At 63.0% G+C, this 24,071-nt stretch carries 24 protein-coding genes; 10 read left to right on the forward strand and 14 right to left on the reverse strand.

The genetic code is table 11. The features are described from left to right. Positions 1 to 135 precede the first annotated feature (135 nt). The 6 genes from paaX (at position 136) to paaE (ending at position 4,920) form a co-directional block, all read left to right on the forward strand. Complete coding sequence (gene paaX / locus B5527_RS11780) at positions 136 to 1,002, forward strand: phenylacetic acid degradation operon negative regulatory protein PaaX (protein ID WP_079601436.1); 867 nt, start codon at positions 136 to 138, stop codon at positions 1,000 to 1,002. A gap of 75 nt (positions 1,003 to 1,077) precedes the next feature. Then, the gene (gene paaA, locus B5527_RS11785) at positions 1,078 to 2,061 is read left to right on the forward strand and encodes a 1,2-phenylacetyl-CoA epoxidase subunit PaaA (RefSeq protein ID WP_079601437.1); all 984 of its coding nucleotides are present in this window, start codon (positions 1,078 to 1,080) and stop codon (positions 2,059 to 2,061) included. A 26-nt stretch (positions 2,062 to 2,087) separates the two neighbouring features. Next, positions 2,088 to 2,375, forward strand: a complete 288-nt coding sequence (gene paaB / locus B5527_RS11790; RefSeq protein WP_079601438.1) for a 1,2-phenylacetyl-CoA epoxidase subunit PaaB — start codon at positions 2,088 to 2,090, stop codon at positions 2,373 to 2,375. 183 nt (positions 2,376 to 2,558) lie between these two features. Beyond that, positions 2,559 to 3,335 (forward strand): 1,2-phenylacetyl-CoA epoxidase subunit PaaC, encoded by a 777-nt coding sequence (gene paaC / locus B5527_RS11795; RefSeq protein ID WP_079601439.1) that lies wholly within the window; start codon positions 2,559 to 2,561, stop codon positions 3,333 to 3,335. Further along, on the forward strand, positions 3,329 to 3,835 hold the full coding sequence (paaD, locus tag B5527_RS11800; protein WP_079601440.1) for a 1,2-phenylacetyl-CoA epoxidase subunit PaaD: 507 nt from the start codon (positions 3,329 to 3,331) through the stop codon (positions 3,833 to 3,835). The genes paaC and paaD overlap by 7 nt, the downstream gene beginning before the upstream one ends. Before the next feature lie 2 nt (positions 3,836 to 3,837). Then, a complete protein-coding gene (paaE, locus tag B5527_RS11805) occupies positions 3,838 to 4,920 on the forward strand; it encodes a 1,2-phenylacetyl-CoA epoxidase subunit PaaE (RefSeq protein ID WP_079601441.1) in 1,083 nt (360 codons plus the stop codon). A 117-nt stretch (positions 4,921 to 5,037) separates the two neighbouring features. Here paaE and paaK read toward each other — a convergent pair whose 3' ends face one another. Beyond that, entirely contained in the window at positions 5,038 to 6,369 is a 1,332-nt protein-coding gene (gene paaK / locus B5527_RS11810) for a phenylacetate--CoA ligase PaaK (protein ID WP_079601442.1), read from the reverse strand. A 25-nt stretch (positions 6,370 to 6,394) separates the two neighbouring features. Next, complete coding sequence (gene paaI, locus B5527_RS11815) at positions 6,395 to 6,859, reverse strand: hydroxyphenylacetyl-CoA thioesterase PaaI (protein ID WP_079601443.1); 465 nt, start codon at positions 6,857 to 6,859, stop codon at positions 6,395 to 6,397. Between the two features lie 206 nt (positions 6,860 to 7,065). Here paaI and B5527_RS11820 point away from each other — a divergent pair, with 206 nt between their 5' ends. Beyond that, positions 7,066 to 8,091: a quinone oxidoreductase family protein gene (locus tag B5527_RS11820; protein ID WP_079607230.1), complete on the forward strand. Its 1,026-nt coding sequence runs from the start codon at positions 7,066 to 7,068 to the stop codon at positions 8,089 to 8,091. A 79-nt stretch (positions 8,092 to 8,170) separates the two neighbouring features. Beyond that, positions 8,171 to 9,256 (forward strand): YeeE/YedE family protein, encoded by a 1,086-nt coding sequence (locus B5527_RS11825; RefSeq protein ID WP_079601444.1) that lies wholly within the window; start codon positions 8,171 to 8,173, stop codon positions 9,254 to 9,256. Here the strand turns inward: B5527_RS11825 and B5527_RS11830 are convergent. The 8 genes from B5527_RS11830 to B5527_RS11865 form a co-directional block, all read right to left on the reverse strand. Further along, entirely contained in the window at positions 9,239 to 10,192 is a 954-nt protein-coding gene (locus tag B5527_RS11830; protein ID WP_079601445.1) for a fatty acid desaturase family protein, read from the reverse strand. The two genes, B5527_RS11825 and B5527_RS11830, sit on opposite strands and share 18 nt — an antisense overlap. A gap of 177 nt (positions 10,193 to 10,369) precedes the next feature. Further along, positions 10,370 to 11,593: a bifunctional alpha/beta hydrolase/OsmC family protein gene (locus B5527_RS11835; protein WP_079601446.1), complete on the reverse strand. Its 1,224-nt coding sequence runs from the start codon at positions 11,591 to 11,593 to the stop codon at positions 10,370 to 10,372. Positions 11,594 to 11,637: 44 nt separating this feature from the next. Next, a complete protein-coding gene (locus B5527_RS11840; RefSeq protein ID WP_079601447.1) occupies positions 11,638 to 12,018 on the reverse strand; it encodes a hypothetical protein in 381 nt (126 codons plus the stop codon). Positions 12,019 to 12,332: 314 nt separating this feature from the next. After that, complete coding sequence (locus B5527_RS11845; RefSeq protein ID WP_079601448.1) at positions 12,333 to 12,998, reverse strand: sulfite oxidase-like oxidoreductase; 666 nt, start codon at positions 12,996 to 12,998, stop codon at positions 12,333 to 12,335. 24 nt (positions 12,999 to 13,022) lie between these two features. After that, positions 13,023 to 14,294, reverse strand: coding sequence for an MFS transporter (locus B5527_RS11850; RefSeq protein WP_425305095.1), 1,272 nt, complete (start codon positions 14,292 to 14,294; stop codon positions 13,023 to 13,025). A gap of 71 nt (positions 14,295 to 14,365) precedes the next feature. Continuing rightward, entirely contained in the window at positions 14,366 to 15,565 is a 1,200-nt protein-coding gene (locus tag B5527_RS11855) for a cytochrome P450 (RefSeq protein ID WP_079607232.1), read from the reverse strand. Between the two features lie 64 nt (positions 15,566 to 15,629). Beyond that, positions 15,630 to 15,839, reverse strand: a complete 210-nt coding sequence (locus tag B5527_RS11860) for a ferredoxin (protein WP_079601449.1) — start codon at positions 15,837 to 15,839, stop codon at positions 15,630 to 15,632. A gap of 252 nt (positions 15,840 to 16,091) precedes the next feature. Continuing rightward, complete coding sequence (locus B5527_RS11865; protein WP_079601450.1) at positions 16,092 to 17,516, reverse strand: amidase; 1,425 nt, start codon at positions 17,514 to 17,516, stop codon at positions 16,092 to 16,094. Positions 17,517 to 17,621: 105 nt separating this feature from the next. Here B5527_RS11865 and B5527_RS11870 point away from each other — a divergent pair, with 105 nt between their 5' ends. Then, positions 17,622 to 18,473 (forward strand): alpha/beta hydrolase, encoded by an 852-nt coding sequence (locus B5527_RS11870; protein WP_079601451.1) that lies wholly within the window; start codon positions 17,622 to 17,624, stop codon positions 18,471 to 18,473. A 138-nt stretch (positions 18,474 to 18,611) separates the two neighbouring features. On the opposite strand, the gene B5527_RS11875 is transcribed toward B5527_RS11870, so the two are convergent. Next, a complete protein-coding gene (locus B5527_RS11875) occupies positions 18,612 to 19,388 on the reverse strand; it encodes an SDR family oxidoreductase (protein WP_079601452.1) in 777 nt (258 codons plus the stop codon). Positions 19,389 to 19,569: 181 nt separating this feature from the next. Between B5527_RS11875 and B5527_RS11880 the strand changes: the two genes are divergently transcribed. Beyond that, positions 19,570 to 20,649 (forward strand): tartrate dehydrogenase, encoded by a 1,080-nt coding sequence (locus B5527_RS11880; protein WP_079601453.1) that lies wholly within the window; start codon positions 19,570 to 19,572, stop codon positions 20,647 to 20,649. A gap of 201 nt (positions 20,650 to 20,850) precedes the next feature. On the opposite strand, the gene B5527_RS11885 is transcribed toward B5527_RS11880, so the two are convergent. The 3 genes from B5527_RS11885 to B5527_RS11895 form a co-directional block, all read right to left on the reverse strand. Next, the gene (locus tag B5527_RS11885; protein WP_079607233.1) at positions 20,851 to 21,765 is read right to left on the reverse strand and encodes an NAD(P)-dependent oxidoreductase; all 915 of its coding nucleotides are present in this window, start codon (positions 21,763 to 21,765) and stop codon (positions 20,851 to 20,853) included. An 18-nt stretch (positions 21,766 to 21,783) separates the two neighbouring features. Further along, positions 21,784 to 23,034 (reverse strand): Zn-dependent hydrolase, encoded by a 1,251-nt coding sequence (locus B5527_RS11890; protein ID WP_079601454.1) that lies wholly within the window; start codon positions 23,032 to 23,034, stop codon positions 21,784 to 21,786. 63 nt (positions 23,035 to 23,097) lie between these two features. After that, positions 23,098 to 23,991 (reverse strand): LysR family transcriptional regulator, encoded by an 894-nt coding sequence (locus tag B5527_RS11895; protein WP_079601455.1) that lies wholly within the window; start codon positions 23,989 to 23,991, stop codon positions 23,098 to 23,100. Positions 23,992 to 24,071 lie beyond the last annotated feature (80 nt).

The raw sequence follows: 24,071 nt of genomic DNA on the forward strand, positions 1-24,071 counted from the left end.
GAGACGCATCGCTTTGCGATGCTCCTCAGGATGAGGTCCTCTGGACCCTCATGGTGAGGAGGCGCCCTTGCGCCGTCTCGAACCATGAGGCCCCCGACGTTGTCGCAAATCGCAAAAACGCGCTATGCGTGGGGCATGGCGCCGCATCCGCTTGCCCGCATCATCGACCAGCTCAAGCGCGAACCCTCGCGCACCGGCTCCATCGTCATCACCTTGTTCGGCGATGCGATCGTGCCGCGCGGCGGTTCGGTCTGGCTCGGCACGCTGCTGGAGTTCTTTGCGACCATCGACATCGACAGCGGCGTGGTGCGCACGGCGATGTCGCGGCTCGCCACCGATGGCTGGCTCGAACGCAACAAGGTCGGCCGCAACAGTTTCTACCGGCTGGTGAAGAAGGGACGACAAACCTTTGATGTCGCGACAAAACATATCTACGATCCGCAGCCGTCCGACTGGACCGGACGCTTTGAACTTTTGCTGATCGGCAACAGTCAGGATCGCGACGTTTCGCGCGAGGCGCTGAAAAATGCCGGCTTCGGCAGCCCGCTGCCGGGCGTGTGGATCGCGCCTTCGGGCGTTCCGGTTCCGGAGGAAGCAGCAGGCGCGATCCTTCTGGAAGTGTCGGCCGAGGACGACAGCGGCCGGCGCCTGCTCAGCGAAAGCTGGCCGCTGGATCGCACCGCGGACGCCTACCTGAAGTTCATGAAAACCTTTGAGCCGTTGCGGGACTGGATTACCCGGCGCGAGCGGCTTTCCGATGCCGATGCCTTCACGGCGCGGATTCTGCTGATCCACTATTACCGCCGGGTGGTGCTGCGCGATCCGCTGTTGCCAACGGCGTTGCTGCCGGTGGACTGGCCGGGCAGGGCGGCCCGTTCGCTCTGCGGCGAGATCTATCGCGGGCTGCTTCCCGCGTCCGAACAATGGCTTGATCGGAATGCCAGCAACGAGAATGGGCCATTGCCGCCGGCCGGCGAGGAACTCGCGCGCCGGTTCGGCTGATACAATATGTTACAAAAATAACTTGAGTTTTGTATTTTATGATATATATTGAACGCAGTCTCCGTGGAGATCGCCATGTACACACAAGCGCTCAATACGTCCGAAGCCGAAGACCGCAATATTGAAGACGCCGGCCGTGCCGCGCAGTTTCAGGCCCGCATCGACGCCGACGATCGCATCGAGCCGAACGACTGGATGCCCGCGGCCTATCGCAAGACGCTGACGCGGCAGATTTCGCAGCACGCGCATTCCGAAATCGTCGGCATGCTGCCGGAGGGCAACTGGATCACCCGCGCACCGTCGCTGCGCCGCAAGGCGGCGCTGCTGGCGAAAGTGCAGGACGAATGCGGCCACGGGCTCTATCTCTATGCCGCGGCTGAAACGCTCGGCACCTCGCGCGAGGAACTGGTCGACCTGATGCTGGCGGGCAAGGCGAAATATTCCTCGATCTTCAACTATCCGACGCTGACCTGGGCCGACATCGGCGCGATCGGCTGGCTGGTCGATGGTGCCGCGATCATGAACCAGATTCCGCTGTGCCGCTGTTCCTACGGTCCCTATGCCCGCGCCATGATCCGGGTCTGCAAGGAAGAATCCTTTCACCAGCGCCAGGGTTTCGAGATCATGCTGACGCTGGCTCGCGGCTCGGAAGAGCAGAAGGCGATGGCGCAGAGCGCACTCGATCGCTGGTGGTGGCCGGTGCTGATGATGTTCGGGCCGCCGGACAAAGCGAGCCAGCACAGCGACACCTCGACCAGATGGAAGATCAAGCGTTTCTCCAATGACGAGCTGCGCCAAAAATTCGTCGATGCGACGGTGCCGCAGGCGCAGTATCTCGGCCTCACCATTCCCGACCCCGGCATGAAGCAGAACGCGGCGGGAAACTGGGAATACAGCGCGATCGACTGGAACGAGTTCAACCAGGTACTGGCCGGCAACGGACCGTGCAACCGCGACCGGCTGGCGGCGCGGCGCAAGGCGCACGACGAAGGTGCGTGGGTGCGCGAGGCGGCGCCTGCCTATGCCGAAAAACGCAAGCGCCGCAAGGCTGCGGCGTAAGCCGCCATAAATTCAGGGAGGTCACGATGACCACGCCAAACACTCCGCTGTGGGAAGTCTTCATTCGCAGCCGCAACGGACTTGCCCACAAGCACGTCGGCTCATTGCACGCGAGTGACACGACACTGGCGCTGCAGGCCGCGCGCGACATCTACACCCGCCGCGGCGAGGGCCTGTCGATCTGGGTGGTCCCCTCCAGCGCGATCACCGCGTCGGATCCGTCCGACAAGGGCATGATGTTCGAGCCGGCGGAATCCAAGATCTATCGCCATCCGACGTTCTATGATGTGCCCGACGAAGTCGGGCATATGTGACTTATCTCCTCATGGTGAGGAGGCGCGCGGCGTCGTCTCGAACCGTGAGGCCACCGGACCATCCATGGAAACCGTCATTGCGAGCGCAGCGAAGCAATCCATAGCCCAAGCAAGAATGGATTGCTTCGTCGCTTCGCTCCTCGCAATGACGACGAGACTTAAGCGCAAAGCAGGTTAGAGAACATGGCTGTCGCGTCCATAACCGTTTCCGAAACGCCGCTGGTGCTGTACGCGCTGCGCCGGGCCGATGACGCGCTGATCCTCGGGCATCGGCTGTCGGAATGGTGCGGTCACGCGCCAATGCTAGAAGAGGACATGGCGCTCGCCAATATGGGCCTCGATCTCCTGGGACAGGCGCGCGAGCTCTACGCTTACGCGGCGAAGGTCGAAGGTAAGGGCAACGACGAGGACAAATTCGCGTATTTGCGCGACGTCAGGCAGTACCGCAACCTGCTACTGCTGGAACAGCCGAACGGCGATTTCGCGCGCACCATGGTGCGGCAGTTCTTCTACGCTGGCTTCGCCGACCTCTATTGGCGCGCGATGATGACGTCGAGCGATACGACGCTGGCGGCGATCGCGGCGAAATCCGAGAAGGAAAGCGCCTATCATCTCAGGCATTCGTCGGAATGGATGGTCCGGCTCGGCGACGGCACCGAGGAAAGCCATCGGCGCGCGCAAGTAGCGATCGACGATCTCTGGGCGTTTACCGGCGAGATGTTTTGTAGCGACGACGGCGAGCGCGACTTGGTCGATGCCGGCATCGCCGTCGACCCCGCGGCCTTGCATGCGCCATGGCTCAAGACGGTTTCCGATGTCGTGGGCGAAGCGACGCTCGTTCTGCCTAAGAGCGACTGGATGCAGCAGGGCGGCCGCGACGGCCGGCACAGCGAGCATCTCGGGCACCTGCTCAGCGAGCTGCAATCGATGCAACGGACCTTTCCGGGGGCCACATGGTGACTGCTGTACTCAACAAAGCTGCCGAGTTGCGGCAACGCGCCTGGGATGCCGCGGCGGGGGTGGTCGATCCCGAGATACCGGTATTGACCATCGCCGATCTCGGCGTGCTGCGCGATGTCGCGGTTAAGGATGGCCGGGTCGAGGTCGCGATCACGCCGACCTATTCCGGCTGCCCCGCGATGAACATGATCGGGCTGGAAATCGAGCTCGCGCTGGAACGCGAGGGCTTTCGCCATTCAACGGTGCGCACCGTGCTGTCGCCGGCCTGGACCACCGACTGGATGAGCGACGACGGCCGCCGCAAGCTCAGGGAGTACGGCATCGCGCCGCCGCAAGCCGCAAGCTCCCGCCGCGCATTGTTCGGCGTGCAGCACGTGGCGTGCCCGCAGTGCGGCTCCGAGAATACCGAGGTGCTCTCCGAGTTCGGTTCGACCTCCTGCAAGGCGCTGTGGCGGTGCAAAAGCTGCCGCGAACCGTTCGATTATTTCAAATGTCACTGACCATGTCCGCAACAATTCCCCGCTTTCACCGCCTCGCCGTCAACGATCTGCGCCGCGAATCCTCCGATGCGGTGTCGCTGACGTTTACGATTCCGCAAGAGCTTGCGGACGACTACCATTTCGCTCCCGGGCAGTATCTGACCCTGCGCACGACGATGGACAGCGAGGAGGTGCGCCGCTCCTATTCGATCTGCTCCGGTCCTGACGACGGCGAGTTACGCATCGCGGTGAAAAAAGTCGATGGCGGCACCTTCTCGAGCTGGGCCGCCGATGAACTGAAAAAAGGCGACGAGCTCGATGTGATGACGCCGACCGGCCGCTTCGGCATTGCGCATGCGCCCGATGAGGCGCGGGTCCATGTTGGCTTCGCCGCCGGCTCCGGGATCACGCCGATCCTTTCGATCGTGAAGGGCGTGCTGGCGCGCGAACCCAACAGCCGCTTCTTTCTGTTCTACGGCAATCGTTCGACCGGCGGCATGCTGTTTCGCGAGGCGCTGGAAGAGCTGAAAGACCGCTTCATGCAGCGGCTTTCGATCTTCCACGTGATCTCAGGCGAAGAGCAGGACATCCCGATCCTGCACGGCCGGCTCGACGGCGAGAAGGTGAGGGTGCTGTTGCGCTCGCTGGTCCCGGCTGATAGCGTCGATCATGTCTTCATCTGCGGCCCCACCGGCATGAGCGAGGACTTGGAGGCGACCTGCCGGGATATCGGCATCGCCGCTGACCGCATTCACGTCGAGCGTTTTGTGTCCGGACTCGGCGGCAAACCGCGCGCCAAAGCGGTCGTACCGGTCACAGCGCCGGCGAAAGCGTTTGCCGCGCTGATCATCGACGGCAAACGCCGTGAGGTGCCGGTGGCCGAAGGTGAGGCCATTCTCGACGCGGCGTTACGCGCCGGCATGGACTTGCCGTTCGCCTGCAAGGGCGGCATGTGCTCGACCTGCCGCGCCAAGCTGGTCGAGGGCGAGGCGCAGATGGAAGTGAATTATTCGCTGGAGCCCTGGGAGCTCAATGCTGGGTTCATTCTCACCTGCCAGGCACGGCCGGTCTCGGATCGGGTCGTGGTGGATTACGATCATGTGTAGAGTCTCACGAACCGGTCATTCCGGGGCGCGCGTCAGCGCGAACCCGGAATCTCGAGCCAATCACCTCGAGATTCCGGGTTCAGCCCTGCGGGCTGCCCCGGAATGACTCAATCAGATTCAATCCCTCGGTCGCTTATCGAACACCCGCTTCGCCTTGCCGAGTGAACGCTCCAGCGTTTCCGGTGCCACGGCCCTGATGCGGGCGGTGATCCCGATGGTGTTCTTGATATAGGCGGTCACGCGCTCGGTATGTTCGACGAGCCCGCTGCCGTCCCAGCTTTCGGGGCGCGCTTCCGCCAGCACCGTCATCTCGTCCATCCGCCCCTCGCGCGTCAGTTCGATGATGAAGTGACCGCCGCACCAGTCGGTGGCGAGCAGCACTTCCTCAATCTGGGTCGGGAACACGTTGACGCCGCGCAGGATGATCATGTCGTCGGAACGCCCGGTGACCCTCTCCATCCGCCGCATGCCCGGCCGCGCTGTGCCCGGCAACAGCCGCGTCAGGTCGCGGGTGCGGTAGCGGATGATCGGAAACGCTTCCTTGGTCAGCGAGGTAAAGACAAGCTCGCCCTTTTCGCCGTCGGGCAGTACCGCGCCGGTCTCGGGATCGATCACCTCGGGGTAGAAATGATCCTCCCAGACATGCAGGCCGTCCTTGGTTTCCACGCATTCCTGCGCGACGCCGGGGCCGATCACTTCGGACAGGCCGTAAATGTCGGTCGCGTCCATGTCGAACGCCGCCTCGATCTCGGCGCGCATCGCATTGGTCCAGGGCTCCGCGCCGAAGATTCCGAATTTCAGGGACGATTGGCGTGGGTCCAACCGCTGCCTTTTGAATTCATCGAGGATGGCCAGCATGTAGCTCGGCGTCACCGTGATGATGTCGGGCTTGAAATCGTTGATCAACTGCACTTGCCGCTCGGTCATGCCGCCGGAGACCGGCACCACGGTGCAGCCCAGCCTCTCCGCGCCGTAATGCGCACCCAAGCCGCCGGTGAACAGGCCATAGCCATAGGCATTGTGCATGATCATGCCGGTGCGGCCGCCGGCGGCGCGGATCGAGCGCGCCATCACGTCGGACCACATCTCGATATCGGCCCTCGTGTATCCGACCACGATCGGCTTGCCGGTGGTGCCGGAGGAGGCATGGACGCGGACCAGTTTCTCGCGCGGTACCGCGAACATGTTGAACGGGTAGTTGTCGCGCAGATCGGTCTTCACGGTGAACGGAAAATGCGCAAGGTCCGACAGTTGGCGGAAATCTTTGGGGTGCACGCCGGCCTTGTCGAAGGCCTTTTTGTAATGCGCGACATTGTCGTAAGCATGCGCCAGCGTCCAGGCGAGGCGTTTTGTTTGCAGCGCCAGGATTTCGTCGCGCGACGCTCGTTCGGCCGCGTCCATCTCGGCGCGATAGCCGCTGCTGCCGGATTGAAGATTGGTCGAAGCCATCGCAGGTTTTCCCTGAATTAGCGGTCTATTTCAACTTGGCATCGGCATCAGTGGCCGGTACCCAAGCGCCGCCGGTGGTGCGGGAATGGCCGCGCAGTTCGGCGATCGCGGTATCATCTACGGTGACGCGCACATCGTAAATCCCGGAACGCCCGCTACGCGAGATTTCCCGCGCGGTGGCGACCAGCCGGTCGCCGAGCTTGCCGGGCCGGATGAACGAGATATTGCACTGCGCGGCGACGGTGCGTTCGTTGCGGGAGTTGCAGGCAAAGGCGAACGCCGAATCCGCCAGCAGGAAAATAAAGCCGCCATGAGCGATCCGCTGGCCGTTCACCATGTGCGGCTGGATCGTCATGGTCAGGACGGCCTCGCCGGCCTTGACCCGCACGATCTCCATGCCGAGACCCTGGCTGGCGTCGTCTTCCTTCCACATCGCATCCGCGCAGGCGCGCGCGAGATCGTCGGATGAAAGTGCCGCCTTGACCTTCACCGCGGTCTCCCCGCCGGTATCGGTCGCCGCCTGTCGATCAGGATCGGATACAAATGCTTCTCCCGTCGCGCCGGACTTGTTGGAACAAGCCTCTTGTACTGTACGTTCAGTCGGCTAGTCATGCGGCGAAGCGGCCACGGTGTCAACGATCCCCCTGGCGCCAGATCGTGTTGGAAAATCGCCAGGAAATATCGAGAGCGTCCATGATGTCGTCAGCCCCCAAAAATCCGGATGGTTCACCCCTGACCATGGAGGCGCACTGCGTACGCCTGCTGGCGAAGGCCGCCGATGTCGCGTCGCTGGCGCCGGTCGTCGAGCGGCGTACGCTGTCGCGGGCCGCCAACGAGGTATTGATCGACGTCAAGGCGGCGGCGGTCAATCCGTCCGATGTGAAGGCCGCGACCGGCCTAATGCCCTACGCGGTGTTTCCGCGCACGCCCGGGCGCGACTACGCCGGCATCGTGATCGACGGCCCGGCCGGTTCGATCGGGCGTGAGGTGTTCGGTTCGTCCGGCGACCTCGGGATCCGCCGTGACGGCACCCACGCCACACATCTTGCCGTCGAAGCCGATGCCATGGTGGAGAAGCCGAAAAACCTGTCGTGGGAGGAGGCCGCCGGGATCGGCGTTCCCTTCGTCACGGCGATGGAAGGCTTTCGTCGCGCCGGCATGCCAAAACAAGACGAGACCGTGCTGGTGATGGGCGTCAACGGCAAGGTCGGACAGGCGGCGGCGCAGATAGCAAGCTGGCATGGCGCGCGCGTGATCGGCGTGGTGCGCAAGAACGAGCCGTACGAAGGCCATGCCAACGGCAAGGTCGACGTCATCGTCTCATCGACGACCGACGTCGCCACGCGCGTACGCGAACTCACCAATGGCAAGGGCGCCGATATCGTGTTCAACACGGTCGGCGATCCCTATTTTCAGGCGGCGACCAAATCGCTGGCGGTGCGGGGACGTCAGATCCTGATCGCCGCCATCAACAGGGTCGTGCAATTCGACATCCTGGAATTCTATCGCGGCCAGCACGCCTATGTTGGTATCGATACGCTGGGCCTGTCGTCGATCGCGACCGGCGCGGTGCTCCGGGAACTCGTTCCCGGCTTCGCCAGCGGACATCTCAAGCCGTTCCCTATCAGGCCGGCCGCGATCTATTCGCTGGAAAATGCCAAGGCGGCCTTTGTCGCAGTCGCCGGTTCATCGCGCGATCGGGTGATCCTGCGTCCGGCGTAACAAGATACCCGAGACCCTTTGCAGGCCGGGTTCTCGTATCCTATCTTGTCGCGAGCGACGAAACGTCAGGGAATCATCCGTGCTGTCCGGTGCCAACATTGTTGTCTTTGCCGGCCTGCTGATCGGTCTCGCCTATGGCGCGGTCGCGCTGCTGAGCGGGTTTTGCCTCATGAGCAGCCTGCGCGGCTGGTGGGCGAAGGGCGACAGCCGGCTGGTCAGGACCTATGCGCTGGCGCTCGGCGTGGCGATCGCGGCGTCGCAGCTTCTGGCGGCGAGGGGCGTCGTCGATCTCGGCAAATCGATTTATCTGCAGCCGTCGTTTTCGGCGCCGCTGATGTTCGCCGGCGGATTATTGTTCGGCTACGGCATGGTGCTGTCGAACGGCTGCGGCTCGCGCGCGCTGGTGCTGCTCGGCCGTGGCAATTTGCGCTCGTTTGTCGTGGTAATCGTGCTCGGGATCGTCGCGGAGATGACCCTGAAAGGCCTGATCGCGCCGGGGCGGATCGCCTTGCTGCAGCTGTCGCAGACTGCCCCGAAGATCACTTCCGTGCCGGGCCTGTTGTCGGCGCTCGGCGTCAACGACACCTACACGCGGATGCTTGCGGCCTCCCTGATATCGGGAGCGCTGATCATCTTTGCGTTCGCGCACGCGCCGTTCCAGCGTTCCTGGGGGCAGATCGCGGCGGGGGTCGCGGTCGGCCTGCTGGTAACCGCGGGCTGGTTCGTGACCGGCTACCTCGGCGCGGACGATTTCAATCCGACGCCGGTGGCGTCGCTGACCTTCATCGCCCCGATCGCCGATATGCTGCAATACGCCATGCTGTCGACCGGGCTGACACTGAATTTCGGCATCGCCGTGGTTGCTGGCGTCTTCGCCGGAAGCCTGGTCACGGCGCTGGTCACGCGTCGCTTCCATTGGGAGGGTTACACCTCGCCGCGCCACATGCTGCGCTCGGCCGGCGGAGCGGCGCTGATGGGCGCGGGCGGCGCTACGGCCTATGGCTGCTCGGTCGGGCAGGGCCTGACCGGACTGTCGACGCTGGCGCTGGCATCGTTCGTCGCGGTCGCCGGAATTTTGCTGGGGGCCGCGGCGGGCCTGCGCGGCGTGCTCCGCGTCGAGCCCTTGGTTTCGGCGCAGGACGTAAGATCAGACCCTTTGACCTGACGTCGCCAGCCGCATCACGTCGAGATATCCGGGTCGTACTTCCATCCGCTTGCTCAGCCCTTTGTCGATGAGCAGCCGGTGCGCTTCGGGCAGCCGGTAGCACGGCAGATACATGAACAGGTGATGCTCGGCGTGGTAATTCACCCAATAGGGCGCGATCAACAGCCGCTCGATCGGATTGGCGCGGGTGGTGCGGGCGTGGCTGAACGGATCTTCGCCGGTAGAGGTACAGGCGTGCTCGGCGATGTTGCGGATGCGCGTCACCAGCGGCAGCCAGCTGGCCATCGCCACCACCCAGACGCCCCAGTACCAGATGCCGGCGCCCGCCAGCCAGAACAGGCCGAACATCATCGCGTTCACCGCGAGGAACCGCGCCATCTTGTCGGCGCCGCTCGAAACAAAACTCTCGTGTGACACCGTCTCGTCCGCATCGCCGCGCCGAAACAGCGACAGGAACAGCGGCAGCCGCTGCTTCACAAAGGTCTGGCCGGTGAGATCGCGGATCGCCTTGCGATAAAAACTCTCCTTGGTGATCGGAAACGGCGCCGACAGTGACAGATCGGGGTCCTCGGGCTGCTGGGTGAATTTGTGATGCTGCAAATGGTAGGAGCGGTAGCTGGCGAGGTCGGCACCGACAGGGACCGCGCACAGCCATTGTCCTATCCATTCATTGATCGTTCGGTTGGCATGCAGCCCGCCATGCGCGGCTTCGTGCATCAAGATGGCAAGCCCGAGCTGCCGCGTGCCGACGACCGTCACCGCGATCAGCCAGGTCAGCGGATTCGGCCACAGCGTCACCAGCGCGATGGCGGCCGCGATCGTGCCCCAGGCGTGAACCACCAGCCACATCCCACGCAGCGAACTGCGCGACGTCAGCCGGCTCCATTCCGCAGGCCTGAAAACAGCTTTGGGGTCGACGCGCGCCACGACCGGCATCAGGTGGCTCCTTTAGCGCATTTTCCAGTTCCGTGGTCTCATCCTTCGAGACGCGCGCAAGTGCGCGCTCCTCAGGATGAGGTCTCAGGTCCTCATGGTGAGGAGCGCGGCAACGCCCCGCGTCTCGAACCATAAGCCATAGGATGGTCTGCCATGATACGCCCGCCTGCCTGATCGTCAATCGGCCGCGCGGGTGACGATACGGATCTCCGAGGTCAGGGTGCGGTGCACCGGGCATTTGTCGGCGATTTCCATCAGTCGCTTGCGCTGTTCGGCGTCGAGTGCGCCTTCCATGGCGATGACCAGGTCGATCTGGTCGAGCATACCGGCCCTGGTTTCGCATTCGGCGCAATCTTCGGCATGGATCTTGTTGTGCTTGAGCGTCACGGTCACGCGCTCTAACGGCAGCGCCTTGCGCTCGGCGTAAAGCCGCATGGTCATCGATGTGCAGGCGCCGAGGCCGGCCAGCACGTAGTCATAGGGGCCGGGTCCGGTGTCGTCGCCGCCGGCGGCGACGGGCTCATCGGCCAGCATGCGGTGCGGGCCTAGCGAAATTGCCTGCTGGAATTTGCCGTTGCGCGTTTCGCGAACCACGACGTTGCGCGGCGCTTTGCCGAGATCGGCATCCTGTTCGGGCGCGACGGGATCGAGGTAGCGCGTGGCCCAGGCGGCGATGACATCGGCGACATAGGCAGCGTCCTGCTTGGCGGTCAGCAGATGATCCGCACCGGCCAGCGACACGAAACTCTTGGGATGCCTGGCCGCGACGAAGATGCGGGTGGCATTGTCGATGCTGACGGTATCGTCATCAGGCGCATGCATGATCAGCAACGCCCTGTGAAGCCCGGTCACATGCGCCATCAGATTCTGTTCGGCGATGTCGTCGAGGAATTCGCGTTTGATCTGGAACGGCCGGCCGGCGAGCGAGACTTCTACCTCGCCCTGTGTGCGGATGTCCGCGATGCGATCTTTGAACAGACCGGTGACATGGGCCGGATCGGAGGGGGCTGCGATGGTGGCGACGGCCCTGGCATCCGGGATTTGCCCGGCGGCGGCCAGGATGGCCGCACCGCCGAGACTGTGGCCGATCAGGATCGCGGGCGCTTTTCGGGTTTCGCGCAGGTGGTCGGCGGCCCGAACGAGATCGGCGACGTTCGAGGAGAAGGTGGAGTTGGCGAAATCGCCTTCGCTGGAGCCGAGACCCGTAAAATCGAAGCGCAGCACCGCGATACCCTTCGCTGCCAGCGCCACCGCGATCCGCTTGGCCGCCAGCACGTCCTTGCCGCAGGTGAAGCAGTGCGCGAACAGCGCGTAGGCCAGCGGCTCCCGCTCCGGCAGCTCCAGCGATGCCGCGAGTTGCTGGCCTTCCGCGCCGGGGAATTGGAAACGTTCGGTTGGCATGGTCGGCCTCCACGTTGTTCTTCATCTCTCGGCAGGAGAGGTGGTTAACCATAGGCGTTGGTAACAAGTTGAATGAGATGTTTCCTTGGCACATACCTTTGAAGGTCTTTCTGTACGATAGTGCCAAATCTTTGCTTGAAGTCGTTTTGACGCCTCTCGAACGTCTTGCGCGCGGTTTCTTGATGAGATGTTTCTTCGAGATTTTTGATATCAATCACGTAATACAAGACAAAGGTACAGAGAAAATAGACGAGCACGATAAACAACAAGAACGCGAACAATCGATCATCAAACGTGATGCTCAATCCGGCCACTGGAATTTTATCTATCGAAACGTTGAAGGCGTTCGCCGAAATTGCAAGAACAGACGCAAGCAGCAGATTGCGTTTCGTCGCTCGTGTTGCTGGTGAAAGAGGATCGGCCATTATGTCCTGCCAAAAGACGGAGCGTAGCCGATTCTTGGAATTATGCGCAAAAACCTCAGGCGGGCCTTAAACGTGAACTTTGGACGAATACGAGCCTGTTAAACCCTTGCGTGTGATTCGAAATCTGCAGAATTGGCTGCTTTTGGGGGATGGGAATGAAGATAGTCGGGTTAGCGAGAGTAGGGAAGTTCAGCGCGAAGCACCGGGTGAGGGGTCACGCTCTCGATAGACCGTAACCCCTCACCCGGATTTCTCGCTAGCTCGAAATCCGACCTCTCCCTGTGGGAGAGGTAACGAGGAACGCTGGGCCCAGATCAGTCGCCGGAATAGCGCTGTTCCTGCCACGGATCGCCGCGGTTGTGATAGCCGCGAACTTCCCAGTAGCCCGGCGTATCCTCGGCGAGGAATTCGATGCTCTGCAGCCACTTCGCGCTTTTCCAGAAATACAGATGCGGCACCACCAGCCGCACCGGGCCGCCGTGTTCCTGCTCCAGTGGCGCGCCGGACCAGCTGTGGGCAAGCAGCGCATCTTCGGCGGCAAAATCCTCCAGCGCGAGGTTAGTGGTATAGCCGTCGTGGGAATGCAGCACCACGTGGCGCGCCTCATCGCGCGGCTGGCATGCCATCAAAAGATCGCGGGTCGCCAGCCCCTCCCATTGGTTGTCGTAGCGCGACCACGTGGTCACGCAATGGATATCGGAGGTGAACTTTGCCTGCGGCTGCGCCGTGAACTGCGCAAAATCCCAGAAGATCGGATGCTCGACCGCGCCGTAGACGTCGAGCCGCCAGCGTTCGCGGGAAATCTGCGGTGTCAGGCCGAGATCGAGCGTCGGCCAGTCCCGGGTCAGATGCTGTCCCGGCGGCAGGCGCTGCTCCTCGGGCCGCGAAGCCTTTCCGGTAAGGAAGCGGCCCTCGCGCGCCCAGCGCTGCTTGCTGCGCGTCAGTTTTGAAACCGGAGGCTCATCGGTGTCGTCGGCCATCGCATGCCTTCGCTATTGCAGGACTCATTCGTGCCGGTGCATCGCCGATTCGTGCTTGGTGTCGCGCATGGTCGCGTAGATGATTAGCGAGAGGCAGATGATGCCGCTGAGATAAAAGTAAAACCAGTCCTCGTGACCGAGACTTTTGAAATACAGCGCGATTGCCGGCGCGGTGCCGCCGAACACGGACACGGTAATGGCGTAGGGAAGGCCCACCCCGAGCGCGCGGACATTGGTGGGAAACAATTCGGCTTTTACGATGGCGTTGATCGAAGTGTAGCCGGCGACAAAGATCCAGGCCGCGCAAATCAGCAGGAAGGCCATCAAGGGCGATTTGGTCGCCTTCAGCGTGGTCAGGATCGGAATCGTTGCGAGCGTGCCGGCGACGCCGAAAAAGATCAGCAGCGGCTTGCGGCCGATGCGGTCGGACAGCGCGCCGTAAATTGGCTGTAGCACCGTCGCGAAAATCAGCGACCCGAAGATCACGAGCGTGGTCTGGTCTTCGGTGAGGCCGACCGACAGTTTGACGAAGGTCTGCATGTAGGTGGTGAAAGTATAGAACGCCGCGGTGCCGCCGGCGGTGAGGCCGACGACGAGAAGTAGTTCACGTGGATATTTCAGCAGGCCGCGGATCGAGCCGGTCGGCTTGGCGATCTTGCGGGCTTCGACGAAGGCGTCGGTTTCCTGCAACTGGCGCCGCATCACGGCGGCGAAAATCGCAAGCCCCGCGCCGATCACGAAGGGAATCCGCCAGCCCCAGTCTTTTAGCTCCTGCGGGGTCAGAAACACCTTTTGTAGCAGCAACAGCACGATGATCGCGGTGAGCTGGCCGCCGATCAAGGTGACGTATTGAAAGCTCGAATAGAAGCCGCGATTTTTGGCATCGGCGACCTCGCTGAGATAGGTGGCGCTGGCGCCGTATTCGCCGCCGAGGCTTAATCCCTCGATGACGCGCGCCAGCGCCAGTATCGCCGGTGCGGCGAGACCGATCGAGGCGTAGGTCGGCGTTACCGCGATCATCAGCGAGCCGAAGCACATGCAGACCACCGACAGCGTCAGCGACAGCCGCCGGCCGTAGCGGTCCGCGATATAGCCGAACAACCAGCCGCCGAGCGGCCGCATCAGGAAGGTCGCGGCGAACAGCACGGCGGCGTTGAGCTGCTGCACCACGGGATCGCTCTGCGGGAAGAATGCCGGGGCGAAGTACAATGCGAACGCCGTGTAGGCGTAGAAATCGTACCATTCGACGAGATTGCCGACCGAGCCGATCAGGATCGCCCTGATCCGGCGTTCCATGTCGCCGAGATCGATATGCTCGTCAGCCGCCTGTTTCAGGACTTGATCTGTCAATCCACTCGTCTCCAACCTCAGCGCGCTTTTCCGAACAGCATCGGAAGCTGGCGGGGTCCGCGCACGGTGCCTTCCGACCAGGTCACCTGACCGGCCGGGTCCAGTCTGAAATCCGGAATGCGCTTCAGCCATTCCTCGATCGCCACCGTCATTTCCATGCGCGCGAGGTTGGAGCCGACGCAGCGGTGGATCCCGAGGCCGAACGCGGCATGGCGGTTCTCCTTGCGGTCGATCACGACCTTGTCGGCATCGGGAAACATCGCGGGATCACGGTTGGCGGCGGGAAACGACAGCAGCACCATGTTGCCGGGCTTGACGGGGCAGCCGCTCACAACCGTCTCCTTCATCACCTCGCGCGCCATCGTCACCGGCGCATAGGCGCGCAGCAATTCCTCGATCGCTGTCGGCATCAGCTCCGGCTCCGCGATCAGGCGGTCGCGATCCGCTGGCGTCTTTGCTAGATGCCACAGCGAAGCCCCGATCGCGCTCCAGGTGGTGTCGATGCCGGCGATCAGCAACAGCCGCAGCGAGCCCAGCACATGGGCGTCGGACAAGGGCTGTCCGTCCTTGTCTTTGGCCTTCATCAGCGTCGAGATCAGGTCGTCGGTGGGGTTCTGTTTGCGCTGCTCGATATGGCCGGCGAAATAGCCGGTCATCTCCTGGACCGCGCGCATCAGTGTGTCGTCGTCCTTGATGCCGAGTTCGAGGATTTCGTGGATCCATTTGATGAAGATATCGCTGTCTTGTTCGGGGATGCCGAGCATGTGAGCGATGGCGCGGACCGGGACATGCTTGGTGTAGCGCGCGGCGGCGTCGCATTTTCCGTCCGCAATGAACTCGTCGATCAGCTCATTGCAGATGGCGCGAACCCGCGGCTCCAGCTTTTTCATGGCGTCGGGCGTGAACGGCGGCAGCAGCAATTGCTTGGCCGGCTTGTGCTCCGGCGGATCGGAGGTGATCGGCGGCGCCACGCCCGTTTGCTCCGGCCGGACGTCGCGCACAATGACGCGGCGCGAGGAAAAATGCTCGGTATCGTACGCAACCTGCTTCACCGCCTCGTAGGTGGTCGGCAGATAGCAGCCGAGAAAGCGCTTGGTGTGAACCACAGGAGATTCTTGCCGCAATTCGTCCCAGATCGGAAACGGATTTTCGGTCCAGCGCGGATCGGTATGGTCGAAATCGTGAACCCAGTCGGTGACGGGGGCATGATTGGTCATCAGCGCAATTTCCTTTTGCTTTGCTTCGCTCACGGCCGGCGGATTCGCGAAGGTGATGCGCGGCTCACTCTTCAATCACGTCGATCGCCATTTCCGGACAATTGGCCTGGGCGAGCCACGCCTTGTCCTCCAGTCCCGAAGGCACTGAGCCATCGCCGATTTCGTGCGCATTGCCATATTCGTCGAGCTCGAACAGTTCTGGCGCCAGCGATTTGCAGCGGGCATGTCCCTGACACTTATCCTGGTCGACATGTATTTTCAGTTTTCCGGTCATAGAAGTGCTCCTCCTATCGCGCGTATCGCTCGCGCATTGCTGTTTTCCCGGCGATTATAGCGGCGCAGGCCTGATCCGCCAGCAGGCAAAATCGCCGCTTTGCCGAAGCCAATGGGCCTCATCCCACATCCCCAGAAGCGCGCCTTCGCGCGCGTCTCGGAGGATGACTTGATCGGGCCTCATGGTTCGAGACGGCGCACCGGACAGCGCAAATGCGCCGCCGGGACAGCGCCTCCTCACCATGAGGAGCTGCTAAGGCGCCGGCCGCGGATCGATTGGCGTGGTGCCGCGCAACCCCAGGATATCCTCCAGCGCCTTCGCGCCGGCCAGCAGTTGTGCCTCGCCGCGCGGCGCCGTCACCATTTGCAGCCCGACGGGCAGGCCTGACGCGGTGAACCCGCACGGCAACGACAGCGCCGGGCAACAGGCCAGCGTGATCGCATAGACGATGGCAAGCCACTCGACGTAGTTGTCGAATTTCTTTCCCGCGCATTCGGCGACATAGCGGTTCCCGATCGGAAACGGTGCCACGATGGTCGCCGGCGTCAGCAAGAGATCGTAGGTCTTGAAGAACTCGACCGTGCGCGCCGTCATCTCGACGCGCTGCGCTTCCGCGCGCGCGATCTGTTCGACGGTCAGTCTCAGCCCTTCCTCGATATTCCAGATCACTTCAGGTTTGAGCAGGTCGCGCTTGGTGCGCAACAGCGCAGCCTTGGTCATCGCAAAATCGAACGCGCGCAGCACGTGAAAGCACTCATGGGCTTCGCGCAGATCGGGATGCGCTTCCTCGACGATGACGCCGGCCTCGGCGAAGCGCGAAGCCGCCTTTCGTGTAATGGCGGCGACCTCGGGATCGACAGGGGTAATGCCGAGATCGGGCGAATAGGCGATGCGCTTTGGCTTGTTGCCGGAGCGCGCGGCGGACAGGAACGATATCTGCGGCACCGGCAGCGACAGCGGATCGGCCGGATGCTCGCCGCTCATGGCATCGAGCAACAGCGCGAGATCCTCGACATTGCGGGCCATCGGGCCGTGGACGGTGAGATTTCGGTCGATTGTCGCCGATGGCGTGTGCGCAACGCGGCCGATGCTCGGACGCATGCCGACGATGCCGCAGAAGCTCGCGGGGTTTCGCAGCGAGCCGCCCATGTCGGTGCCATGCGCGAGCCACGCCGTGCCGGTGGCGAGCGCCACCGCCGCGCCGCCGGAGGAGCCGGCGGCGGAGCGCGACAGGTCCCAGGGGTTGAGCGTCGCGCCGAATACTTCGTTGAAAGTGTTGGCGCCGGCACCGAATTCCGGCGTGTTCGATTTGGCGTAGACCACCCCGCCGGTGTTTTCGAGATGTTCGACCACGAGATCGGAACGTTCCGAAATAGCGTCCTTGAAGATTGGCGAGCCCTGCGTCATGCGCACGCCCTCGACATTGACCAGGTCCTTGATCGGGATCGGCATGCCCGCGAGCAGGCCGCGATCGCCGATCGGCTTTTTCATCAGGGTCTTTGCATGGTCGCGGGCGCGATCGAAGCACAGTGTCGGCAAGGCGTTCACCTTTCCGTCAACCTCGGCGATCCGCCGCTCCAGCACGTCGAGCAGGTCAAGCGGGGTGACTTCGCCCGTGTTGAGTTTATCGACGATAGCGCAAGCCGTTGCCCGCACCAGTTCCTGATCAGACGCCACGTATGTTTCCCTCTTCGTTCCGCTTCTCGGCAGCAGCTAGTCCTGTAAAACATTTTCCGGCAAAGTGGAAACGCGCGCGAGCGCACCGCGACTGGAGATTTAAGTATGACCACGCCGTTCGATGCGCCTGACTGGCGCGCCCTAAGCCAGCAAAAACGCGACCTCGGCCTCAACAATGGCGTCGCCGTGGCCGAAAGCGCCGACATCGTCGCCGGCTGGGAGCGGCGCTCCCTTGAGTTGCGCGCGCGGTATTCGGGGCATCTCGACCTCCGATATGGCCCGCGCGAGCGCAACCGGATCGACTTCCTCAAGGCAGCCGACAAGGCGCCGACGCTGGTGTTCATTCACGGCGGCTACTGGCAGACACGGGCCAAGGAAGTCTTCACGGTCATGGCCGAAGGTCCGATGGCGCACGGCATCAACGTCGCTTTGATCGGCTATACGCTGGCGCCGGAGGCGACGCTGGACGAGATCGTCGCCGAAATCCACGCCGGGATCGACTTTCTGGCCGAGCAACTGCCCGTGCTTGGCGGCGACGCGGGCCGGATCGTGGTGTCGGGCTGGTCGGCCGGCGGGCATCTGACCGTGATGGCGCTGACGAACGCGCACGTCAAAGCCGGCATCGGAATCAGCGGCATCTACGATCTCGAGCCGATCCGCGCCAGCTACCTCAACGTCAAGCTCGGGCTTGACGAGGCAATGTCTCACCGCAATTCGCCTGCCATGCAGGCCGGCGGCACGATGAAGCCGCTGTCGCTGGTTGTCGGCGGCGCGGAATTGCCGTTGCTGCGCAAGCAGACCGCGGATTTCGCCGGCCACCGCGCCAAATTCGGATTGCCGGTGACCTATGAAGAGATCCCTGGCGCCAATCATTTTACCATCATGGAAGAACTGCTCTCGCCAAGGGGCCGGATCACCACGCTGGTCCGGCAGCTGTTGGAGCGGACGGCGAATTAGCTCGTCATTCCGGGGCGATGCGAAGCATCGAACCCGGAATCTCGAGATTCCGGGTCTGGTGCTAACGCACCATCCCGGAATGACGGAATCTATTAGTTCGCTTTCGCCCTCGCAAAGACGGCAGTGGAGCTATTCAAACTATCCCCAGCCCGCACTGATGCCGCCGTCGACGGTGTAAATCACCCCCGACGTATAACCCGAACGGTCGGAGGCCAGAAACGCCATCAAATCGCCGATCTCGCGGGCGTGCGCGGGACGGCCGAGCGGCAAGCCCTTCTGAAACTCCCTGTAGCGGTTTTCGTCGCCGAACTGGTTCTTTGCGCGTGTCTTCAGCAGCGTGACGTGGCGGTCGGTGCCGACGGGGCCGGGGTTGATGCCGACCACGCGGATGTTGTCGGCAAGGCTCTTGCCGCCGAGCGCTCGGGTAAACGCCATCAGCGCGGCATTGCCGGCGCTGCCGCAGATGTAATTGGCGTCGAATTTTTCGCCGGCGGCGCCGATGTCGTTGACGATCACGCCATGGCCCCGCGATTTCATGTGCGCATATACCGCGCGGGTCAGGTTGATATAGCCGAACACCTTCAGCTCCCAGGCGTGCCGCCAGGCCGCTTCGTCGATCTTGTCGATCGAACCGCCGGGAATATCGCCAGCATTGTTGACGAGGATATCGATATCGGAGGCGTCCTTTGCCAGCCTGGCAATGTCCTCGGGCTTGCGCAGGTCGACGACCTCTACGGTGGCGTCGATCTGATGCGCCGAGCGCAGCCGCTCGGCGAGGGCCTTCAATTGATCGCCACTACGCGCGGCAAGCCTGAGATGGCAGCCTTCTTCAGCAAAGGCCTCGGCGGCCGCCGCGCCGATGCCCTTCGAGGCGCCTGTGATCAGGACGCGCTTGCCGCGCAGATGAAGATCCATGGGATTACCTTCTCGATGGGAGACGTCTGGTGGGTGTGGTCGGCTGACTTCAACTGTTAGGCTGCCGCCGCCAAAGTGGTCAACATTGCACTGCAGCGTTGCGCCGTGGCGAAGTTTGGTCCATTGCAATCCCCTCCAATCAACGGCGTTACCGGCGCGGCAAGACCTGAAGGAACTATCGATGAGCAACGAGAAAAAGCAATATCGGATCGCGGTCATTCCCGGCGACGGTATCGGCAAGGAAGTGGTGCCTGAAGGCTTGCGCGTGCTGGAGGCGGCGGCGAAAAAGCACGGCGTCAGCGTGCATTTCGACCATTTCGATTTCGCCTCCTGGGACTATTACGAAAAGCACGGCGAGATGATGCCGGAGGACTGGAAGACGAAAATCGGCAAGCACGACGCGATCTATTTCGGCGCGGTCGGCTGGCCCGCCAAAATTCCCGATCACATTTCGTTGTGGGGATCGCTGATCAAATTCCGCAGGGAGTTCGACCAGTACGTCAACCTTCGCCCGGTGCGGCTGATGCCGGGGGTGCCGTCGCCGCTGGCCAATCGCAAGCCCGGCGATATCGATTTCTGGGTGGTGCGCGAAAACACCGAAGGCGAATATTCGTCCGTCGGTGGACGGATGTTCCCGGACACCGAGCGCGAATTCGTCACCCAGCAGACGGTGATGTCCAGGATCGGCGTCGACCGCATCCTGAAGTTCGCGTTTGACCTCGCGCAATCGCGGCCGAAGAAGCACCTGACCTCGGCGACGAAATCCAACGGCATTTCCATCACCATGCCGTATTGGGACGAGCGCGTGGAGGCGATGGCGAAAAACTATCCCAAAGTGAAGTGGGACAAGTACCACATCGATATCCTCACCGCGAACTTTGTCCTTCACCCGGATTGGTTCGACGTCGTCGTGGGGTCCAACCTGTTCGGCGACATTTTGTCCGATCTCGGCCCCGCCTGCACCGGCACCATCGGCATCGCGCCGTCAGGCAACATCAATCCGCCCGGCCTTTTCCCCTCGGTGTTCGAGCCGGTGCACGGCTCGGCGCCCGATATCGCGGGGCAGGGCATCGCCAACCCGATCGGCATGATCTGGTCCGGCGCAATGATGCTGGAACATCTCGGCGAAAAGGCCGCGGCGGCTTCGATCGTCGCGGCGATCGAGCGCACGCTCGGCGAACGCACGCTGCGCACCCGCGATCTCGGCGGCAATGCGGATACCACCGCGTGCGGCAAGGCGGTGGCCGAGATGGTGGAGTAGGGCGTTCTTCTTCTTTCCGAGAAGAACGGGTGCCAGTCGCATCGCTCTCGCCCCTTGTGGGAGAGGGCATCACTGACGGCGGTACTGGCTACGGTGAGGGGTTGGCTCAGCGGGCAGTGTCGCCCACAGAGAGAACCCTTCATCCGGCAGCCTTCGGCTGCCACCTTCTCCCACAAGGGGAGAAGGGAAGTAACGGCGCCGCTATTTTCCTCCCGCAATCCGCCGGCAATGCTCCCACGCCGCGGCAATCAAATTCTCGCTTGCCTCGGGCGTGCGGAACGCTGAATGCGCCGACAGCGTGACATTCGAAAGCTTCGTCAGCGGATGATCCGCCGGCAGCGGCTCGATGTTGAAGACGTCGAGCCCGGCATGCCGGATGTGGCCCGACTTCAGCGCCTCGATCATCGCGGCTTCGTCGAGCATGGCGCCGCGCGCGGTGTTGACCAGGATCACGCCCGGCTTCATCGCCGCGATGCGCCTTGCCGAGAGAAAGCCGCGGGTGTCGTCGTTCAGCAACAGATGGAGCGAGACCACGTCGCTCTGCGCCAACAGCGCATCGAGCTCGACGAACTCGACGCCGGCAAATTTCTTCGGCGACCGGTTCCAGGCGATCACCCGCATGCCGCTGCCGAGCGCGATGCGCGCGACTTCGGCGGCGATGCCGCCGAATCCGATCAGGCCCAGCGTCTTGCCGGTGAGCTGCATGCCGTCCTCGCGCAGCCAGTTGCCGGCGCGCATCTCGCGGTCCATCGCGGCGATGCCGCGCGCCGCCGCCCACATCAGCGCGATCGCGCATTCGGCCACCGCGGTGTCGCCATAGCCCTTGATCAGATGAACCTCGATGCCGAGTTCGGCGAGCTCTTCCGGGTTCATGTAGCTGCGCGCGCCGGTGCCCAAAAACACCACGTGCTTCAGGCCGGAACATTTCCGCGCGACCTCCGTCGGCAACGGCGTGTGATCGATGATGACGATCTCGGCGCCATCGAGCAGGCCCGGCATCTGGTCCGCTGTGATGTCGGCGTCGCGGTTGATGCGCACCGGCGGATCGCCCGATTTATTCAGGCGTTCGAAGATATCCGCTAGCGATCCGTTGGCGTCGACAAAAACTCCACGCACTGCCATCTCCGTCTGTTGTCAGGAAGCGACGCCGGCGAGCGCCAGCACGGTATGCATCAGCACGTTGGCGCCAGCCGTGCAATCGGCCTGCGTTGCGTCCTCGAGTTCGTTGTGGCTGACGCCGTCCTTGCAGGGGACGAACACCATCGCCGCCGGCATGATGGTGTTGAGATTGCAGGCGTCGTGGCCGGCGCCTGAGGTAATGCGGCGATGGGAATAGCCGAGCGCCTTGGCGGCGTTCTCCACCGCATCGACCAGTTTTGCGTCGAAATGAGTCGGCGGCTTGCGCCAGACCAGATCGAGCGCGACGTCGACCTTGCGCCGCGCCGCGATCTCGGCGGCCGCCGCACGCAACTCCTTGTCGAGCGCGTCCATGATCCCGGCATCGGCGCTGCGGCAATCCACGGTAAAGGCGACTTCGCCGGGAATGACGTTGCGCGAGGGACTTTTGATGACGGCTTCGCCGATGGTGCCGACCGCCCGGGGACCGTGCTTTCCGGCGATGCTTTCCATCGCCAGCACGATCTCCGACAATGTCGCCAGCGCGTCGCGGCGCAGCGGCATCGGCGTCGAGCCGGCATGGCTCTCGAACCCGGTGATCCTGCCGTCATACCACAACACGCCCTGACCGGAATCGACCACGCCGATGGTCTTGCCTTCGGCTTCGAGGATCGGGCCCTGCTCGATGTGCAGTTCGACAAAGCTGGTGAATTTCTGCGTGCCGACCGGGCTCGCGCCGCGATAGCCGATATCATCCAATGCCTCGGCCACCGTGACACCGTCAGCGTCCTTGCGCGACAGAATATCGTCGGTGGTGAAATCGCCGACATAGGCTGCCGACGCCATCATCGCCGGCGCGAAGCGCGAGCCTTCCTCGTTGGTCCAGTTGACGATGCAGATCGGCATTTCCGTTTCGATCCCGGCGTCATTGAGGGTGCGGACCACCTCAAGCGCCGCCAGCGTGCCGAGCACGCCGTCGAACTTGCCGCCGGTCGGCTGGGTATCGAGGTGCGAGCCGAGTCCGACAGGCGGCTTCGACATGTCGCGGCCCTTGCGCAGGGCGAACATCGAACCGAGCGTATCGACGTGCACCTCGAGCCCGGTGGCTTCGCAGGCGTTGCGGAACCAGTCACGCACCTGCTTGTCCTCACGGCCGAGCGTCAGCCGCCGCACCCCGCCTTTCGCGGTGGCGCCGAATTTCGCGGTCTCGTGAATCGTATCCCAGAGACGGGCGGAATCGACTTGCAGATTGGAGGCGGGCTGGTTCATGCGGCTGTTCCGTGGCGTCTGGATACGGCAGTTGCTTTTCAATGACGCGCTGGCGGCGGCGCGTCAACTGAGGGCGTTCGACTGCGCGATCTGGCCGGCAAGATCGGCGACGAGTTCGACCGCGACCGTATCGGGGGAAGCCAGCCAGCTTGCCGCAAACGTCAGGGGCGAGATTTTGAGGTCGGTCGAGAGCAGTTGCAGCCGGCCGTCCGCCAGTTCGTTTTCGACGATCGCGGTGGGGATGACCGCAATACCGAGCCCCTCGATCGCCATGTGGATGACGGTTGCGAGCGAGGCACTGGCGTGCAACCGGATCGGCGGCAGATCGGGCCGGTTGAACAGCGCGCGCACGACCTCATAGGGCTGGGTCTTGCGCGGGAAGGTGATGATCGGAAACTTCGCGAGATCATACACCTTGAGCGGACCATGGCCGAGACCGAGTGACGGGCTGGCGAGAAAGCCGATCGCGTAGTCGCACAGCGAGCGATTGCGAACGCTGGAGGCGGACAGCGGCCCGAGCATGAAGGCCAGCTCGATTTCCTGCGCAAGCAGCCTCGCGGTCAGGTTCGGCGTGATGTCGACTTCGATCTCCAGCGACAGATTGGGATAGGCGGTATTGACGCTCTTGATCAGCCGCGACAGCCAGGTGTGCACGATGGTCTCGGCGACCCCGAGCCGCAACACCCCGCGCATCGCCGAGCGGTCGCTCACTTCAGCCATCATCTCCGAGCGCAGGCCCATCAGTTTTTCCGCATAGACCATCAACTGCCGGCCGCTCGGGGTCGGCGAGGCCACGCGATGGTCGCGGTTCAACAGCTTCACCCCCAACTCGCGTTCGAGTTGGGCGATCCGCTGCGAGATCGCGGGCTGGGTGGTATTGAGTTTCTCGCCCGCGGCGCGGAAGCTGCCCAGGGTCACCACCCACAGGAAGGTCTCGATCGATTTGAAGTCCACCATCGGAGGGAGCTCCGATCGATAAAATTAATTTATCGATCGTGATCAAAAACGAAGATTAGACTTTATAGTAGGCGTGGGTT

It is taken from the genome of Bradyrhizobium erythrophlei, from assembly GCF_900129425.1.
In the GTDB taxonomy this organism is placed as follows: Bacteria; Pseudomonadota; Alphaproteobacteria; order Rhizobiales; family Xanthobacteraceae; genus Bradyrhizobium; species Bradyrhizobium erythrophlei_C.